Here is a 17,849-nt window from a genome sequence, read left to right on the forward strand (position 1 = left end):
CAGGCCGGCGCCCTAGGCCGATTCGACCACGTGGCGCCACAACCAGAAATCCCGGTCCGCCTGGAGGGTGGCCCGCACTTTTCCGTTGCCCTGCGACGGGTCAGCCTCCGCCTCCTGGGCCAGCCGGTCGGCGAGCGTGGCGGTGGACCGCGCCCAGGTGGCGATGACCAGCAGCGGCAGGAGTCCGTGGTCCACTCCCCTCATGCCCAGGTGGTGCGACAGTGGTTCCAGCGCCCAGCCGTCCGCGCCGAAGGCTTTGTCGAACGCCGCCACCTGGGCCTCCCTGACAAACGCCTGTTCATTGGATTCGCTGAGGTACTGGAGGTAGAACACCAGGTCGTGCCCGGGAACGCCGTCCGTGAGCGAGCGTTCCCAGTCCATGACCTGCAGGGCACCGCCTGGTTTGACGAGCAGGTTGGGATGGCTCAGGTCGCCGTGCTCGATGACCGCGGGCAGCTGCGACCGGCGCAGCGGGGCAAGGAGTTCATGCGTGTGTTCAACCAGTTCATTGGTTTGGGCATCCGCACCGGCCAGTACCTCCAGGGCCGCCAGCGGCGCGGCGACGGCACGCTGGTACCAGTCCACGTTCGCGGCGGCGGGCTGCGTGCAGGGGAGGGCGCCAACAAATTCGGTCCCTGTGGCGACGGCGGCGGCCAGGTCCGCTGCTACCGTCCTGGGATCGAGCGGCAGGCCGGTCAGCGCGGTTTCAACCAGGACCGTATACGGCCCCACGTCCTTGATTCCCACCAGGCGTGGAACACCGGCCCCTGAATTGCGGACTGCCACGGAGAGCTGGGCCAGCATGGCCGCCTCGCGCTGGACGCCGCTGTTGTCACCTGGCTGCCGCGGCACCTTCACCACCAGGGCGGGCTCGCTGCGCCCGGCCGGGAACACCAGGGCAACAACATGCCGGGAGGTTGCAAACCGCGGCGTCAGCAGCAGTGTCTCCCACCTCTTGCCCAGGCCATACTGGCCGAGGCCGAACTCCTCGAAGTGGTCCCGCAGGAACTGGTCGATGAAACTCACTGCGCCACATTCCTCTCCGGCCGGCGGCCGGTGACGGTGCCCTCCGGCACCAAAAGATCGAATACCCGCAATGCCAGGGCAGTGTGCACCGCGGCCGCTTTGAGCGCTCCGAAACACACGTCCTTGCGCAGGGCCAGGGTGTCCCGGATGGACACGCTGGACCGCACCGGAACCAGCCGGGCGGTCCGGTCGCGGTTGGGGGCATTCCAGTACACGGCAACGTCCTGGTACCCCCGGCGTTCCAGGGACCGCTTCCAGCCCCGCAGCGTCCGGGGACCTTGGTTCCGGAGGAGGGAGCGGCTGGCCTCCACGCAGATCCAGCCTCCCGGTTCCAGCGCCCGTTCGGCCTTTTCGATCTGGCCGGAATCGGGTGACGACAACAGCACGACGTCACATTTCCCGGCGTCCGGCCCGGCCACCGGCCCGTCAAGCCGCACGGCCCGGGGGTCCAGCAGGCGCAAGGCTGATTCGGTTTCCGCGCTGATCCTCCCGGCGAAGCCCAGGGTCCGCGGCTGCAGCACAGGGAGCAGGAAGCGCCAGTCCAGGAGCCGCCAAAGGTGCAGGGAAAGGGCCTCGCCCGCGCCGGCTTCCGCGGAGGTGCCACCGTGGGTGGAGGTGTCGACGGCGGTGGGCCGGTGGGGAGCGCGGCCGGCGGTTGCCGCCGTCCCGGCTTCCGGGGAACACGTGTCCCAGATGATGCCGGTGGCCACCCGCTGCACTTCCTCCACGGGCTGGGAAGCATCAACCACCCGGCTGCCGGGCAGCCGATCCGCCAGCTGGAGGTAGTCGTTGCGCCACGATTCCAGGACCTCCGGGCTGTGTTCACCCTTCCGCTCGAACATCACCGCACCGGGCACGTCAAGGACCAGGAGGACATCCGGTGCCGGGATGACGGCCAGGGCCAGGGCGTTGCTGATCCTTGCCAGCGGTCCGCCGGGACCGGCGAGGAGCGCGTCATAGGCCACGCGGTCCATCAGCACCACCTTGCCCATGCGGCGGTAGAACCTGGCCAGGACCCCGCCCCGCACCAGCCGGTACACCTTCTTGGCTGTCCGCCCGCCCGGAATCCGGTTGAGTACGGCATCGAACGGCCCGGCACCCCACAGCCCCATATACACGTATTTTGTGGGCAACGGCACGTCCGCGTGGAGCCCGTTCAACAGCGTGGTCTTGCCGGCCCCGTCCGGTGCCATGACACCCAACAGCGGAGTATGCCCCCGGAGCCGCGCACCGGAGCGCCGCAGTGTCCGGTTCAGCACTTCGATGAATGCCGGGCTTGGGCCACCGCTCCAGGACGCCTTCATTCGTGCGGCCACGGCGGGCGCGTCCTCGAAGCGTCCCGCGATGACCAGGTTCAGCATGTCGGTTGCCAGCCCGGCACCCACCCTGCGCCGGACCGACTCGGCGATCCTGCCGCCGTCGGCCGCCACCTTGGCAGCCGTTCGCGCAAGGTCCTGCCGTTCCGGGGCCACCTCACCCTTGTCCATGAACAGGTGCAGCAGGAACAGCCAGGCCTGGTCCGCGGCGTCGGGCGTCCAGTACGGGCCGCGCCGGACCCTCCGCCGGAGGCAGCGGGCAGCCCACGGGGTGCGCCACTGCTGGCAGGAGCCGAAAGCCAGGTCGGAGACTACGTCCAGCTTGATCCAGGCTCCGTCCTCGGCGGAGTAGGAGAAGTAGAACCTGTGGCTGCCATGCCCCCATGCCAGGACCCTGCAGAACCCGGCCGCCGCCATGACATCGTCGAGCCGGGACAGCAGGTGCTTGTCCACCAGGATGTCCACGTCCCCGGAGGGCAGGGCCAGGTCGTCTTCTCCGCGGAGCAGGAGCCAGGGCAGTCCGGTCCCGTCAAGGGTGCCGAAGACGGCCGCCACCCGTGGATGGATCAGTTGCGGCTTTCCCGGGAGGTCCGGCCCGCCCAGGGCACCCACACGCCCCAGCTCTTCGGGAAGCGGAAGGTCACTGGTGATATCCATGGTTCAATCCCCCAAATCGTCCTAACCGCAGATGCGGTTCTTGGTTCGTTCACGGTGTGTAGGCATATTGGGCCACCCAATCAACCTGCAGGTGCCCGTCGGTGCCGGCGGCGGGAAAGTCCGCCTTGGCGTCGTCTGCGGTTTCCACCTGGAGCGTCCAGCGCATGGGCGTGTCAGGCACACCCCTGGGTTTGGTTGTCTGGTCCACCAGCTCGTCGTCCAGGAACCACCGGACCAGGCCGGGCTTCCATTCGATCGTGGCAACGTGCCACTGACCCGCGCGGGCCTTGGAGTACGTCTTGTCAGCCGGATCGAAATCCATCCCGTCTGTGGTGCGGGTCCCCTTGATCGCAGAGTTACCGTAAAGGGATCCATCCAGGGCCCCTTCTGGCCAATCGATTTCCCCTTCGTTCCAGTCGTCGCTGGAGGGCCAGAGGAGGAACGCCATCTTGTAGCCGGGAATGGCGTCGTACCGGAACCTGACCGAGTACCGTCCGTACGTCTGGCCCGTGTAGCCGAACGGAATGACGCTTGCCACCCGGGGCCTGTCGTTCGAGTAGTGGAGATGGAAATCGAGGTAGCCGTCATGGACCGACAGGACGTCGTCCGGGGTGTAGGTGCCGAAGCCCGAGGAGTCGGAGAAATCGGAGTAGCCGCGCATGTCAGGCCCGTACACCTGTCCCACCGCCCCCAGGGGGGCGGGGACATCGAAGTCCTGCACCATGGTCTGCCGCCAGGACGGCAGGTCCCCTTTGGGGGCGCCGCTGTCCTTAACCGAATCGGCGTGGAGTGCCAGGAGGGCGACTCCGACAATGGACAACGACGTCACCGTCACAAGCGACAGCTGGTACATCCGTCCGCTATTTTCCCCAGTCAGCACGTGAAACCTCGTAGATCCTCACCGACTTGTTCTCGAACACCAGCTCGGTGCCGCGGGCCACTTCCAGGTCGTGTTCAAGCGGAACCATGACATCCTCGGGGAACTGCCGCAGCACGCCCGTGGAGGTGCGCTGCTGCAGGTCTGACACCACCACGAAGACACGGTCCGAAGGCCGCAGCTGGGCCGCGGACCTGGTCCTGTCGACGTAGGCCAGCATGTCGTCACCCGTGAACGGCTGGGCGGGGTTGTGCAGCTTGGCGGCAACCGAGACCAGCTGTCCGTTGCGGAGGTAGAAGGCGTAGTGCGGGCCGACCAGCAGCGGCAGGTGGTAGGTGGTTTCCACCACTGCGTCGCCCCGGCGGACATTCGAGTCAAGCCAGCGGCTTGCTGTTACGTCCGCGGCGGATACGCGGACGTTGGCTTCATTCTGGAAGTACACGGCCGTGAAGAGCACGGCCATGACCGAGATGGCCGATGCAGCCCCCACTATTGCCTTCCTGCCCGGGAGTTTCCCTGACCAGAAGAGCCAGGCTGCACCGATCGCAAGCCAGGGAAGGGCAAACATGAAGACCCGGAGCCTTCCCTCGCCGCCGTAGGACGTGCCAAACAGTCCCACGATGGGCGTTGCCGCGAGCGTGCCCACGATCAGGGTGGTGCGGACGTTGCCCCGGCGGAAGTTCCGGATGAATCCAAGCCCGGCGAGCAGGGCCGTGAACAGGGACAAGGCCAGTGCCTCGCGTGCCAGCCACCGTCCGGCGAACAGGGACGGGGCCGCAGAGCCGCTGCTGGACTTGTAGCCTGCGTTGGCCAGGAAGTCGAAGCCGCTGAGCAGCCCGTACTTGTCCTTGACGAACTCGGCGTTGGGCAGGAGGTAGAGAAGTGCCATCACCAGCAGCGCGGGCGCCAGCCAGGCAGGCTTGAAATAGCGGGCCAGGAAGAGCGGGAAAAGCCCCAGGATGGCCAGGTAGGGGGTCAGCTGGTGGCTCATCACAATCATTGCCTGCAGGACCAGGACCGCGGCGATTGCCAGTGCCTGCTGGCGGCGGCTGTATGTCCTGATCTCCTCCTGCACGGGCGCCTCCCGCGACAGCCGGCGGGACAGCCGCTCCTCAATCCTGACCGCCCAGGGGGCAGGATCGCCGCGAAGGAACGTCAGGATCACCAGGCACATGGTCAGGTGGAGGGTGTAGGCAAACGCCTGCGGGGAGTAGTAGTTCTGGTTCAGCCAGTTCGAGAGGGCAAAGACCAGCGTGCTCGTCCAGTAGATCCGGGGGTTCTTGGTCAGGGTCCGGGCGATGGCCAGGACAAGCACCACGTTGATCAGCGCAAATACCGGCTCCGCCCACCCGGCGTACGCCATGGCGTCCTTGTATCCGCTGGATTCACCCAGGAACGCACTGAACAGGAAGAAGCCGGGCCAGCGGTTGTAGATGTCGATGTCGGGATTGAACTGGCCGGTGGTCTGGATCAGGTCCGTGACGGCGATGTGCTTGTAGGTCCAGGGCAGCCGCGGGACGTCCGTCAGCAGGCCGGCGGAAGAGTAGAGGATGGCCACCAGTCCCGTGATCGACGCACCGGTAAACCACCCGGAGTTTGCGTCATTCCGGACGATGCTCCAGATGCAGAGTGCAACCACCAGCGCCAGTGCCAGGTACCAGGTGACCGGGAAGGCTGCGAGCAGCCCGAGGTCGCCCAGGCGGGGGTTGGTGGACCCCAGTGAAAATCCCCACAGGATCATGGCGGCCAGCAGGACCAGCCAGGGTGCGTAGGTCCGGATCGCGGGACGCGGCAGCTGCGGCGCGGCAGCCCGGGCTCCGGGCGGCAGCGGCACCAGCAGGGCGGCTGCGGATACCAGCATGATGCCGACGGCGGCCGGCCGGGGATTCCAGACCTGGAGCCAGCCCATGAGGGCAGCCACCAGGGCGAAGGCAGTGGCACCGGCGACGACCGTGAAGATCAGGCGGGCCACAGGATCAACGTCCCGGAACCACCGCACCAGGGCCCATCCGGGGATGGCGAGGATCACCAGGAGTTTGGCGCCCGCGACGGACTCACCCCCGACATCGAACAGGATCAGGACCGCCGTCACGGCACCGATGAGTGCCAGGACGTAATCGGAATACCCTGGCCTGCGCCGGCGTGGAGTGCGGGAGTTCATCGGGCCGGACACGTCACCCCTGATGAGAAGCGCCATACTGTTTCAACTCCTGGATTGCTTGCCGCCGGTGGAGTGGGTTTCCCCCAACGGCCCATATGTGGACTATCGGTCAGCTGCCCGCAGCAGCCCTGCGCGATTGCAGATATTTGTACGGCCCCACGGCCACGGCCAGCAGCTGCAGCCAGACCAGCCGGTCGACCTGGGCTTCGAGGGAACCGTGGACGGGCGGACCCTGGAGCGCCGGCTGGGTTGACTGGTGGCGCCGGTTCAGGAACTCCACTCCAACACCCCAGCTCCGGGCAAGGGCCAGCCGGGCGGTGCGGGGATCCATCATGACCTTCGTCATCCAGGCCCCAAGGCCGTTGCCGTAGCCCCGCGCCTGGATCCGCAGGTCCTCGAGACCGTCGCGGTGGCGGTGCCAGACAATCGCGGCCGGCTGGACCACCAGGGCGTGCCCTTCGAGGATGATCCTCGTGAACATGTCGATGTCTTCCCCGCCGCCGGTAGGGGTTCCCACCCCCAACGCCGGATCAAAGCCGCCCAGGCGAAGTGCCGGTTGGCGCCGAAGGGCAAAATTTGCTCCCGTACCAAAGGCCCCCGGACTGAACGGGAATTTGGGCAGGGCCGCGGGCGGGTTCTTAAGCGAGTACACCTGCGGGACCAGGCTCCTTGACCAGCTGACCTTCGAATCGAAATAGCCCTGGGTAGGAGTGCGGAGCTCCCCCGCCGGGACAAGGCCCGTTACGCAGGCGGCTCCGGGGACCGCGGCGAACGCCGCAGCGATCTCGCTCAGCCAGGACCTGTCGACCACCACGTCGTCATCGGTAAACGCCACGAGGTCACCGGTGGCGTTCCGAAGGCCCGTGTTCCTGGCATGGGACAAGCCGGGAACGGGTTCGCGCACCAGCCGGACCCGCTGGTCCCTGAACTCGCGCCGGACCAGTTCCTCGGTGGCCTGCGTGGCGGGAGCATTGTCCACCACCACCACATCAAAACCCGGGTAGTCCAGTGCAAGAATGGTCAGCAGTGCGCGCCGCAGCTGCTCGGTACGGTCCCTGGTGCACACCACCACCGTGATGTGCGGGGTGTTTACCGCCGGCGGGAAGGATGTCACCGGTGGCAGCGCCGCCAGTGCGTCCTCGAAAACGCCCCGGTCCACGATTCCCGCCGGCGACGGCACGTCGACAAATCCGCGCACAGCCCCCGACGCACGCACCAGCAGCCGTGCCCGCTCGTATCCGGCATGGTTTTCCAGTTCAAAGCGCGAACAGTCCGCGAGGTCCTCCAGGTCCACCGACCCGATCCACCGCGCCCCGGGCCACACCGGCGGCGCCAGGGACTCCATGGCGGGCACCAGGATCAGCGCCTCGCCCTGGAGATCCTGGAGCACTTGGCTGGCGCCTTCGCTCATTGCACTTCCCTCCACTGTCCGCCGGCCGGCACCAGGACCACGTCTTCTTCTTCCGGGCCCGTCCAATGCTGGAGCCGGCGCCCCCGGAAGTACCCGGCCGCGGTGCAGGCCAGGACTGCGATGACCGCGCCCGCCCTGCCCAGCCCATCCGTGCTGCCATCCCGGCCCCACGACGTCAGTCCGGTGAACACTGCCCGCGGAAGTACGCTGCGGACGTAGCGGCGTTCGGGGCCGAGCGCCCGCTTGTGGCCCACCAGCTGGCTGACCTGTGCCTTGGACAGACCCTCCGCCCAGGACCTGGACAACATGTAGCGCCACGTTCCGCGGGAGGCGGGAACATGGTGGTGTACCAGGGCGGCGGGTTCGTAGACGATGCGTGAGCCCGGCAGGCCCATCCGGGAGCGGATGCAGATTTCCGTCTCCTCGCAACCCATCGGCAGCGTGCCCTTGCGGCCCAACGACTGGTTGAAGCCGCCTACCTGGCGCAGGACGTCAAGGCGGAAGGACATGTTGGCACCGATGACGTTGCGGACTTCCGAGGCCACGCGGGGCAGGCCGCGGTGGCTGCAGCCGACAATCCAGTCCAGCTCCTCCGCGAAGTACCCCGGCCGGCCGGACTCCCAGAGCGGAACCACCTTGCCGCCCACCCCCAGGACGTCCGGGTCGTCATAGAGGGCAACCAGGCGTTCGAGCCAGTCGGGCGCCGCCTCGGCGTCGTCGTCAAGGAAGGCGACGATGTCCGATTCGGCGAGCCCAACGCCCGTGTTTCGGGCCCCGGACAACCCGGGGAGGCCGGTGCTCTCAACAACCGTGACGTCGTCGACGATCTCGATAAGCCGTTCGTACAGGTCCTCGTTGTGGTCAATCACCACCAGTATCTGGTCCGGGGCAAGGGTCTGGTTGCGCACTGATTCGATGACGTCGAGCAGCATGCCCCACCGCTCGGAGGTGTAGGCGCAGATGACCACTGTCACGGACAGCGGCTTGAGGCGGTCAAGCATGCTGGCTCACCGCCGAAACGAGGCTGTCCTGCTGTTTGACGGCAGGGGCGAGGACGCTGTGCGGGTCCACCGGAAGCCGTGGGAAGTGGACGTTGGAGTAGGTGTATTTCACGCGGCGGAGCGCCTCGGGACGGGCGCCTGCCGTGGGTGCCTCCCACAGCGTGCATTCCCGGGCCAGCGTGTGCAGCACCCGCCATCCGTCGCGGAAGGTCTGGAGGTTGGACGCTCCCGAGATCCGGTCCAGCTCCAGGCTGGGGACCTCGGCAATCCTCAGGCCACCCTTGGCGGCCCGGACAATAAGTTCGGTTTCAATCTCGAAGCCGTCCGACTGCAGCTCCAGCACCTCAAGGCATTCCCGGCGGAAGGCAATGTATCCGTAGCAGAGGTCCGAGTAGTTGCTGTGCAGTACCGCGTTTGCCAGTCCGGTCAGTGCCCGGTTGCCGGCCTTCCGCAGCCGGGTGAGGTCTTCCGACCCGCCACCGGTGACGTGCCGGGAACCCTTCACGAAATCGAAATCGTGCTGCAGGGGTGCCACGAACCATCCGATTTCCTGCGGATCCATGCTTCCATCCGCGTCCAGCATCACGATGATGTCGCCCTTGGCGGCCGTGAAGCCTGCCCGCAGGGCCACGCCCTTCCCCTTACGTGTTTCGTTGACCACCACCACGTCCGGCCGCAGGGCCTTGGCCACTTCAACAGTCTTGTCCTTTGAGCGGCCGTCCACGATGATCACCTCATCCACATAGGAGGGCATCCGGCGAAGGACCCACGGAAGGTTCTTCTCCTCGTTCAGGGTGGGAATGACCACGCTGATGGAGGCTTGTGGAAATAAATGTCCCGGCTCGGAAAAAAGAGCGGGAAGTTGGGGCGAAATCGACAATTGCCTCACCACTTCATGACAGTTCGGATCGGATTATTGACAATGCCGCCGGCCGTTTAGGCGGTGGCACTTACGCTTCATCCGGTCATGGTCTGGTGCTGACCCCCCAGCAACCCATCGCCAATCCCCTGGCCGTTCCGGAAGACTATCCCCTACCTAATGCGGGTATCACGAGTAGTAGGTACTCAGTTTTTACCTAGGGTTCACCCCCTGTTAGGCAAGTAAAGGGCTCCGCAGCAGCCAAAAACATTAGGTATAGGGGATCGTGCCTGCGGGAAATGCGTTAGGTAGGGGGGTGCGGATCGCCCCTATTTAGGTATGGCACTTGCATTGCCCTTGCCCATCACCGGGCATACGCTACTGGGTACTTGGGGGCTGAGAGCTCTTTGTGACTGGGCCAAACGGGCAGACGTTCCCCGCATTCTTCCTATGTCCCAGGAGTTCCCCCTATGAAGCTCAGACGCAGAAACTTTTTCAGCCGGACAGGCCAAGCCCTTGCGGTTGCACTGGTTCTGGCAGCCTCCATCCTCGGAGTACCCGGGACGGCGGTAGCGGATCCTGTCTACGGAACTCAAAGTATTTCCTACTCAGGGGTTTCCAATCCGCCGACGTCGGACAAACCGCAAAGCAAGCTGTGGTGGAACGACGGCTCGTGGTGGGCAGATATGTGGAAGTCCGGCACCGGCTGGAGCATCTACCGGCTGGACAGGACGTCCAACAGTTGGGTGGACACCGGGGTGGTCAATGACACCAGGGGCAGCACCCTGGCGGACACCATGTGGGACGGGTCCCACCTCTACATTGCCTCCCACGTGGTGACCATCACCGGTGATGGAACGCCCAAGCCGTCGCTCTCCAATTCCCCCGCCAAGCTCTACCGGTACAGCTACGCCAACGGCAAGTACACGCTCGACGCCGGTTTCCCCACCACCATCACCAACAATTCCAGCGAATCAATGACGATCGACATCGACACCACCGGCCGCGTATGGGCCACCTGGACCCAGGTCGCCGGAAACTCAACGTCGGGATACACCAACGCGGTGTACGTGAACGCGGCCACCAACAGCGGCGCGTCATGGGGTACCCCCTTTGTCCTGCCCGTCAGCAACCCAAACCCCGCACCGGATGACATTTCGGCAGTTGTGGCGTTTGGCAAGGGCCAGGTGGGTGTGATGTGGAGTGACCACAAGGCCAACACTGTCTGGTGGGCCACGCACAAGGATTCAGACGCGGCCAATGCGTCCTGGAAGCTCCAGCCGGCGCTGCGGGGGAACGGCCAGTCCGATGACCACCTGAACCTCAAAACGCTCCAGGCGGACACCAGCGGACGTGTCTTCGCGGCAGTCAAGACCAGCCTGAATGACATCTCGAGCGACAAGACCCTCCCCCAGCTGATCCTCCTGGTCTTCAAGCCCGGGACGGGAGCGTTCACGCAATCCACCATCGCCAAGACCGGCGACTGCGTGTCCCGCCCGCAGATCATCCTGGACACCCAAAACAACCTGGTGCGCGCCTTCCACACCGCCCCGCCAACCTCAACCTCCGGCTGCGCCTACTCCGGCGTTGCGGGGAGCATCTATGAGAAGACCGCGTCGATGGACAACCCCGTCTTCGGCTCCGGTCGCGGAACGCCCATCATGCAGGCGGCCTCGTCGTCGAACATCAATGACGTGACCACCAGCAAGCAGAGCGTGAACAACACCACGGGCCTGGTGGTCATGGCCAGCGACAACGTGGCAAAGCGCTACTGGTTCTCGGACCGGTCCCTCGGTGGCACTCCACCGCCGGCGGGCCAGGCGCCGGTAGCCTCGTTCACAGCGAACCCAACCTCGGGGGCCGCGCCACTGAACGTCACCTTCACTGATACGTCCACCAATACACCCACCTCCTGGGCCTGGACCTTCGGCGACGGCGGAACCTCCACCGCCCAGAATCCAAGCCACTCATACACGGCTGCGGGAACCTACACGGCCAAGCTCACGGCTACCAACGCCACGGGCTCGTCCTCCGCAACGGCCACCATCACCGTGGGGTCGGCACCGCCGCCGGCAACGGGTGGCATCACAGTGGTCAATTCCAGCACGGCCAACTCCGGGACGGCCGTGACCACAGCGTCACTTCCGGCTCCGGCCGGGACGGCAGCAGGCGACGTCCTGGTTGCTTCCATCACCACGGACCTCAACCCGAACCTGACCGCACCGGCGGGCTGGACGGCAATGGTCAATGCAAAGTCCATCAACAGCACGTCAACCTCCGGCGCGCGGGCGTTTGCCTACTACAAGGTGGTGGGCGCCTCTGATCCGGCCACCTACAGCTGGGCCCTCAGTTCCGCAGCAAAGTGGGGCGGCGGCATCACCGCCTACCGCGGAGTCAACACCACCACGCCGCTGGACAGCCCCGTGGTCACCGCCGCTGACACCAGCTACTCCGCCACCAGCATTACGGTTGGCAGCATCACCACTGCCACCAACGGAGCCATGTTGATCGGCGGGGTGGCGTGCGACTGCAGCGCCCCGGTGGTCACTGCCCCCTCGGGCTGGACCGAACGCTGGGAGGCAGCTGCGGGGCAAATCGCCGAGCAGGCGGACAAGCCGCAGGCGACGGCGGGCGCCAGCGGGACTGCTACCTGGACCTTGAGTGCCGCGCGGGCGGTAGCAGCCTGGCGGGCCGCCCTGAAACCGGCGGCCTAGCGGGATCTACAACTGAATAGACAACTGAACAGGGAGTGGTTCCGGCCAGCCGTTACGGCAGGCCGGAACCACTCCCACTTAACGGGGCATCATTGCCTGGCAATGATGAACCTGTCCGTGAAGGAATAGCCTGCGGCAGGTACGAACCGTGCGTCCAGGCGGTCACCGGTCACCTGGACGTCAAGGGTTCCCAGGGCGGGATCCTTGTTGGCCCCGGACCAGGAAGCGAAATAGCCAGCTTCGGGATCCCCGGCATTGACCTGGTGTCCCCCCAGTCCGCCCGTGCCGACGCCGGCAAAGATTGTTCCGTCGCCCTGGAGCAGCTGGTCCCGGGCTCCGGCCAGGCAGGATTCCTGCGTGCTGCCCGGCTCAATCCATGGGCATCCCCCGCCCAGCACCAACTGGTGGGTGCGCTGGTACACATGCTCGTGGGCGGTAAGGACCAGGTCCACCCTTTCGCCGACCAGGAGGTTGGTGATGTCCGGGCCCGCAACACAGTCATACTTGCCAAGGCTAAAACAAGGGGCGTGCATGGCCACCAGGGTCCAGGGGATGCCGGCGTCCCGTGCACCCACGACGGCGGCTTTGGTCCACTTCCAGCGGTCACTGCCGCGCGAATAGTCCAACTCGTTGCCGTCCTGGAACTTGAGGCCCGGCGATATCAGGATGATCCGTGCCAGAGGCTGTTCCTGTGGCACATCCACGTACCACTGCACCCCGTACGTGCCGTGGAGGCCGGGAAGCCTGTTCGGCAGGCAACCGGCGAAGGTGTCGATCAGGCCGTCGTGGCCGTCACTCTCGTGGTTTCCCGTGATCAACTCGAAAGGAAATTCCGCACCGAGTTTCCGGTTGACCATGCGGCAGAAATCCTTCTCGGCCCCCGCCTTGTAGGACAGGTCACCCAGCGCAATATTGAAGTCCGGATCGAGGCGGGACACCACGTCGAGAACCGACCTCGCACCGTCCCCCATGCCGATGTCACCGGACGCCGTGAAGTGCACCGTGCCGCGGTCCGGAGAGGGCTGCTGCTGGCAGGAAACCAGGCCCGTGCACAGCAGGGCCCACAGGACTGCAAAGCTGATGCGCAAGCCGCGAGATGCCATGACCCATTCCATCCTCGAACCGGGCCCCTTTTCGAGCATAACGGTGAGTGGACGCTGCTGACAGGGAAAGCCCGCCCCTACCCGCCACCCGCACTTCAAAGCACGCATGGTCAAATCTTGATCCAATCCAGCGCTAACCCTGTGGTTCCGTTGTTTATAGGGGCGTTATATTCGCTATGTGTCGGCCGGACCAGCGCTGGGGAGCGGGTGCCGACGCGTTGGAAGTTTGTTATGCCGGAAGCGGTCTCCTTCTTTAAAGAATGGGGAATGCCATGGCGCTTGTTGGCCGCAAGAGAGAACTGGACCGCGTCAATTCCGTAATTCGCGGGCCCAAAGAAAGCACTTTAGCGGTCATCGGCCGCAAGGGCACCGGAAAATCGGCGCTCTTGTCCGAAATTCCCACCATGACTGACTACCGCACCGTTTTCCTGACGGCCAGCGCCGCGGAATCGGACTGGCCCCTGTCCGGGTTGACTGCCTTCCTGAACGGCATGGACGATCCTGTCCTGAACCGGATAGCGGATGAGCTCCTCCGGGACACAGCTGGCGCGCTCAGTATCCCCGCCGTGTCCAGCATGCTTCTGGACGGCCTGCACCAGCGCTCGTCATCCCGGACCATCATCGTGGTTGACGACGCGGACCAGTTGGATCCCGGCAGCCAGGCGGTTATCGGTTTCCTGGCGCGGCGCCTTGCCGGCACGGACATCGTCCTGTTCGTCAGCTTGCGGGAAGACCTCCCGGAGAGCCCCTTCAGCGGCCTTCCCGGTCTGCTGCTCGCTCCGCTGGGCTACAGCGACACCGTACGCATGCTGGAGAGCGTGCCAACGAAACGGACAACGACGGCGGCCGCCCACGCGGTGGCCGCAGCCACCGCGGGCAACCCGTTGGCCGCCGTCGAACTTTACGACCGGCTCATTGAGCGTCACGCCGAAGGCAAGTACGCCCTGCCCGTTCCGCTTCCTTCCAGTGGGAGCTTCGACGCGGAATATGCATCCCTGGTGGGCTCCCTGACGCCGGCCGCACGCAGCGTGCTGGACCTGCTGGCGCTCTCCTGCCGCAGCGACATCTCCACCATCGAAAAAATCGACCGCGATGTGTGGACCAGTGTGGATGAGCTCCTTAGCGCAGGCCTGGTGAAGCGGACCGGACCGCACCTGGGCATTGGCGACCAGCTGCTCCGCGGTTATGTTTTCACCGCCATGACACCGGCGGTCCGCACCGCCAACCACCGTGCCCTCGCAGAAGCAGCATCCGACACGGACCCCTATGCCCGGCGCTGGCATCTGAGTTTTACGGCCCTGGAACGCCAAACGCCCTTCCAGCTGCTCCGCCACGCCGTGGACCTGATCCGGGGAGGCGAGGTTTCTTTTGCCGTTGAGTACATTGAGCGCGCCCTCACGGTCAATCCCTGGGAGGCGGAAACGGCGGCCCGGCTCACCAGCGTGGCGGAACTGCTGTTCAACCGCGGCGAGTTTGTGTATGCGCGCCGCTACCTCGAATGGGCGCAGCGGGTAACGCGCAATCCCGCCCTGATCCTGCGGCTGACCGGGTTGTCCTTCGAAATCCAGTTCACCCAGGGCGCCGCGGTCCGTTCAAGCATGGTGCTGCGCCTGGTCAAGGAGTTCGGGCAGCATGACCCCGCGTATGCCGCCAGCCTCCTGGCCATCGGCGCCCTCTATTTTGCCGAGCGCTGGGAGCCGAAAGAAGCGGCCGAGCTGCTCCACTTCGCCAGGGGATTCCAGGATTCCGCGTCCGCCCAGTGCCTGGCAATAGCCGAGCGGGCCAAGATGCTGATCGAATCCGTCAGCGGCGACACGGCAAACCTGGGGCGGAAATACGACCAGACCGGGGCTGCGCAGGCCGCCGGCCTCCTGGTGCAGGGCAGGGCCCTCACCTACGCGGAGCACTACGAGGCTGCGCGCGAAGGGCTGGCCATGCTGCGGAACTCGGCCGAGCCGGCCCACATCAACTGGCGGGAGACCGCCGCCCTCATGGCGGTCGACAACGAAATCCGCGCAGGAAATGTGCGCGCCGCCGTGAAGCTTATCGATGACCTTGAGCTGTCCGAACCCGAAATCAAATACCACCGCGGAGTGCGGTACTTCTTCCGCGTATGGCGGGCCTACGCGCTGGGCGATGCGGCACGGGCGCGGGCCTGCACCGCGGAGGCCCAACGCTATGCAGGGCCGGACAGCCACCCGGCCATCACCGCCCAACTGGCTGCCTGCCAGGGCCATTTCGCGCTTCTGCGTGGCGACCTGGCAGAGGCAGTGGCCCAGCTGTCCCGGGCCGCGGAGATCGGCATGAAGTTTGGCAGCCCCACCCTCCTGCGCTGTGAGGCTGACCTGGTGGAGGTCCTGGTACGCCTGAACCGGCATCGGGAAGCCACCCAGGCACTGCTGCGCCTGGAGAGCCGCTCGGTGGGACTGCGCTCACCCTGGCTGATGATGGTGGTGGCCCGCAGCCGCGCCATGCTGGCCGACGGTGAACGGTCGCTCCAGCTGTTCTGCCAGGCGCTGGAAGCCAGGAACGGGCACACGCTGGAGCGGGCCAGGACACTGATGTGCTACGCGGAGCGGCTGCATGCCTTTGGCCGGCACCGCGAGGCACGCGATGCGTTCCTCCGGGCGAAGGTGATGTTCGATGAGGCCGGCGCCGACGCATGGACCCAGCATGTGGACGCCCTCCTGCTGGACAACCGTGCCGAGCCCGTCCATCCGCAGGGAAACCCTGCCATGCTGATGCTCGCAGACCATGAGCGGGTCCTGGCGAAGATGGTGGCACGGGGCATGCGGAACAAGGAGATCGCCGGGACGTTGTATGTGTCCGTGCGTACGGTCGAAGTGCGCCTCACAGCGATCTACCGCAAGCTCGGTGTTGAATCCCGGGCACAGCTGACGGCTTTGGCCACGGACAAGGGGACGCCGGCAACGGAGCCGTACGTCCTGCCAGTCCTGTAGCGGATACCCCCCGGTTCTGCGGTGTCCGCAGTTTCCACATCCTTCCCCCGCGGGACCCACAAAGGCCTTCCCGATCCCGCCTAAACCCGCCTCTCCGCGGCTAGTTTTGCTTCACGGCCAGAGGACGGGCGGTGACGCCGGAAAGGGGCACCATGGCTGAAATTCCAGTAGTCCGTAACCGGCGTGCTGCATTCGCCTGGCCTGTTCCGCCCGCTGCTGCACAGCAGGCGGCAACAGGGCAGCTGGCGGCAGGAGAAAGCGCAGGAACCCGCTTTACCCTGCCGCCAGCGGCCCGCACCTCCCTGGCTGTAAAGGCCAGGACCAGGAAGGCCACGGCAGCCTGGATTTCCACGCACCTCAATCTCCTGAGGTGCACGGACGCTGCTGTGGTGATGGCGGCCGCGTACGCCGGGTTCGTTCTTTCGGAAGCGGAGTTTTCCCCTGAAGGCCCCAGGGACGGCGGAGCGGCGGTGGCCGCCGCGGCGTTGACTGCTGCGTGGCTGTGCGCGCTGGAGCTCTACCACAGCAGGGACCTGAAGGTCCTTGGCATCGGGGCCGACGAGTACAAGCGGGTGGCGTCGGCAACGCTGCACGTCTTCGGCATCATGGCCCTGGCTGCCGTGGTGTTCTCCATCCACGGCGCCAGCGCGTTCGTCACCGTGTCCCTCCCGTTGGGGCTGGTAGCCCTGACGGTGAACCGCCACGCATTCCGCCGCCGGCTCACCGCCGAAAAAGCAAAGGGACGGCACCTTTCGCGTGCCGTTGTGGTGGGCGAACCGGAGGATGTCCGCTACGTAGTGCGGCAGGTCCGGAAATCAGGAGCGGTCTACGAGATCCTGGGGGCCTGCCTTCCAGGGGCGCGGCGGGGTTCCGGCCTGCGGGTGGAAGACGAAACAGTTCCCGTTCTCTCCTCCACCGATGCCATTGCCCGGACCGTTCGCCTGGTCCAGGCGGACTCGGTGATTATCGCCGGCCCGCTCCCTGGCGGGAACAAGTTCATCCGGGAACTCGGCTGGAAGCTCGAAGAATCATCAACGGAGCTGATTCTCGCGGCGACACTGACCAATGTTGCCGGTCCGCGCGTCCACTGGCGGCCCGTTGACGGCCTCCCGCTCATGCACGTGGATATCCCGCAGTACTCCGGAGCCAAGCACGCCTTGAAACGGGTGATGGATGTCACCGCTGCCCTGGCAGCCCTCGTGATGCTCTCGCCGCTGCTCCTGCTGCTCGCCGTGATCGTCCGGCGGGACAGCCCCGGTCCCGTGTTCTTCCGCCAGGACCGGATCGGCAAGGACGGCCAGGTCTTCGGGATGTTTAAGTTCCGCTCCATGGTGGTCGACGCCGAGGCGAAGCTGGCCGCGCTGGACCAGCAGAACCAGGGCGCCGGGGTGCTTTTCAAAATGAAGGATGACCCCAGGGTCACACGCTGCGGCCGGTGGATGCGCAAGTACTCACTGGACGAACTTCCCCAGCTCTGGAATGTGGTGCTGGGCGACATGAGCATGGTGGGGCCACGGCCGCCGCTGGACCGCGAGGTCAACGGTTATGAACGCCATACCCGCCGCCGGCTCCTGATCAAGCCGGGCATCACCGGACTCTGGCAGATCAACGGCCGCTCCGACCTTGCCTGGGAGGAAGCGGTCCGGCTGGACCTCTACTACGTCGAAAACTGGTCCCTCGCGGGCGACCTGCTGATTCTTTGGCGGACGTTCCGGGCCGTACTCCGGCCATCGGGCGCTTACTAGTACATCCACAAAATGGGAA

11 protein-coding genes are annotated in these 17,849 nt (G+C 65.7%); 3 read left to right on the plus strand and 8 right to left on the minus strand.

Annotated elements, in window-relative coordinates; translation table 11 throughout:
- Positions 1 to 12: 12 nt before the first annotated feature.
- From HNO81_RS05235 to HNO81_RS05265, 7 genes are all read right to left on the minus strand, one after another.
- Positions 13 to 1,026, minus strand: coding sequence for an aminoglycoside phosphotransferase family protein (locus HNO81_RS05235; protein ID WP_175317076.1), 1,014 nt, complete (start codon positions 1,024 to 1,026; stop codon positions 13 to 15).
- Positions 1,023 to 2,999, minus strand: a complete 1,977-nt coding sequence (locus HNO81_RS05240; protein ID WP_175317077.1) for a hypothetical protein — start codon at positions 2,997 to 2,999, stop codon at positions 1,023 to 1,025. Before HNO81_RS05240 ends, HNO81_RS05235 begins: the two co-directional genes overlap by 4 nt.
- Before the next feature lie 49 nt (positions 3,000 to 3,048).
- Entirely contained in the window at positions 3,049 to 3,852 is an 804-nt protein-coding gene (locus HNO81_RS05245; RefSeq protein WP_175317078.1) for a glycoside hydrolase family 16 protein, read from the minus strand.
- A 7-nt stretch (positions 3,853 to 3,859) separates the two neighbouring features.
- Positions 3,860 to 6,073: a hypothetical protein gene (locus tag HNO81_RS05250; RefSeq protein WP_175317079.1), complete on the minus strand. Its 2,214-nt coding sequence runs from the start codon at positions 6,071 to 6,073 to the stop codon at positions 3,860 to 3,862.
- A 73-nt stretch (positions 6,074 to 6,146) separates the two neighbouring features.
- Positions 6,147 to 7,448 carry a glycosyltransferase family 2 protein gene (locus HNO81_RS05255; protein ID WP_175317080.1) on the minus strand — a complete coding sequence of 434 codons (1,302 nt, stop codon included), beginning with the start codon at positions 7,446 to 7,448 and terminating at the stop codon, positions 6,147 to 6,149.
- The gene (locus tag HNO81_RS05260; protein ID WP_175317081.1) at positions 7,445 to 8,449 is read right to left on the minus strand and encodes a glycosyltransferase family 2 protein; all 1,005 of its coding nucleotides are present in this window, start codon (positions 8,447 to 8,449) and stop codon (positions 7,445 to 7,447) included. Before HNO81_RS05260 ends, HNO81_RS05255 begins: the two co-directional genes overlap by 4 nt.
- Complete coding sequence (locus HNO81_RS05265; protein WP_371818167.1) at positions 8,442 to 9,257, minus strand: glycosyltransferase family 2 protein; 816 nt, start codon at positions 9,255 to 9,257, stop codon at positions 8,442 to 8,444. Before HNO81_RS05265 ends, HNO81_RS05260 begins: the two co-directional genes overlap by 8 nt.
- A 521-nt stretch (positions 9,258 to 9,778) precedes the next feature.
- Here HNO81_RS05265 and HNO81_RS20325 point away from each other — a divergent pair.
- Complete coding sequence (locus HNO81_RS20325) at positions 9,779 to 12,022, plus strand: PKD domain-containing protein (RefSeq protein ID WP_175317082.1); 2,244 nt, start codon at positions 9,779 to 9,781, stop codon at positions 12,020 to 12,022.
- Positions 12,023 to 12,111: 89 nt separating this feature from the next.
- Here the strand turns inward: HNO81_RS20325 and HNO81_RS05275 are convergent, their stop codons facing one another.
- Entirely contained in the window at positions 12,112 to 13,125 is a 1,014-nt protein-coding gene (locus HNO81_RS05275; protein WP_175317083.1) for a metallophosphoesterase, read from the minus strand.
- A 272-nt stretch (positions 13,126 to 13,397) separates the two neighbouring features.
- Here HNO81_RS05275 and HNO81_RS05280 point away from each other — a divergent pair, with 272 nt between their 5' ends.
- Both HNO81_RS05280 and HNO81_RS05285 read left to right on the plus strand, forming a co-directional pair.
- On the plus strand, positions 13,398 to 16,085 hold the full coding sequence (locus HNO81_RS05280) for a LuxR family transcriptional regulator (protein WP_175317084.1): 2,688 nt from the start codon (positions 13,398 to 13,400) through the stop codon (positions 16,083 to 16,085).
- Positions 16,086 to 16,237: 152 nt separating this feature from the next.
- Entirely contained in the window at positions 16,238 to 17,830 is a 1,593-nt protein-coding gene (locus tag HNO81_RS05285; RefSeq protein WP_175317085.1) for a sugar transferase, read from the plus strand.
- Positions 17,831 to 17,849 lie beyond the last annotated feature (19 nt).

The organism is Pseudarthrobacter sp. C4D7 (assembly GCF_013359725.1).
In the GTDB taxonomy this organism is placed as follows: Bacteria; Actinomycetota; Actinomycetes; order Actinomycetales; family Micrococcaceae; genus Arthrobacter.

Coding starts and splice junctions, on each gene's coding strand:
- HNO81_RS05250 (WP_175317079.1), bottom strand. CDS start 6,073: ATGGCGCTTCTCATCAGGGGTGACGTGTCCGGCCCGATGAACTCCCGC.
- HNO81_RS05275 (WP_175317083.1), bottom strand. CDS start 13,125: ATGGCATCTCGCGGCTTGCGCATCAGCTTTGCAGTCCTGTGGGCCCTG.
- HNO81_RS05255 (WP_175317080.1), bottom strand. CDS start 7,448: ATGAGCGAAGGCGCCAGCCAAGTGCTCCAGGATCTCCAGGGCGAGGCG.
- HNO81_RS05240 (WP_175317077.1), bottom strand. CDS start 2,999: ATGGATATCACCAGTGACCTTCCGCTTCCCGAAGAGCTGGGGCGTGTG.
- HNO81_RS05260 (WP_175317081.1), bottom strand. CDS start 8,449: ATGCTTGACCGCCTCAAGCCGCTGTCCGTGACAGTGGTCATCTGCGCC.
- HNO81_RS05245 (WP_175317078.1), bottom strand. CDS start 3,852: ATGTACCAGCTGTCGCTTGTGACGGTGACGTCGTTGTCCATTGTCGGA.
- HNO81_RS05280 (WP_175317084.1), top strand. CDS start 13,398: ATGGCGCTTGTTGGCCGCAAGAGAGAACTGGACCGCGTCAATTCCGTA.
- HNO81_RS05285 (WP_175317085.1), top strand. CDS start 16,238: ATGGCTGAAATTCCAGTAGTCCGTAACCGGCGTGCTGCATTCGCCTGG.
- HNO81_RS20325 (WP_175317082.1), top strand. CDS start 9,779: ATGAAGCTCAGACGCAGAAACTTTTTCAGCCGGACAGGCCAAGCCCTT.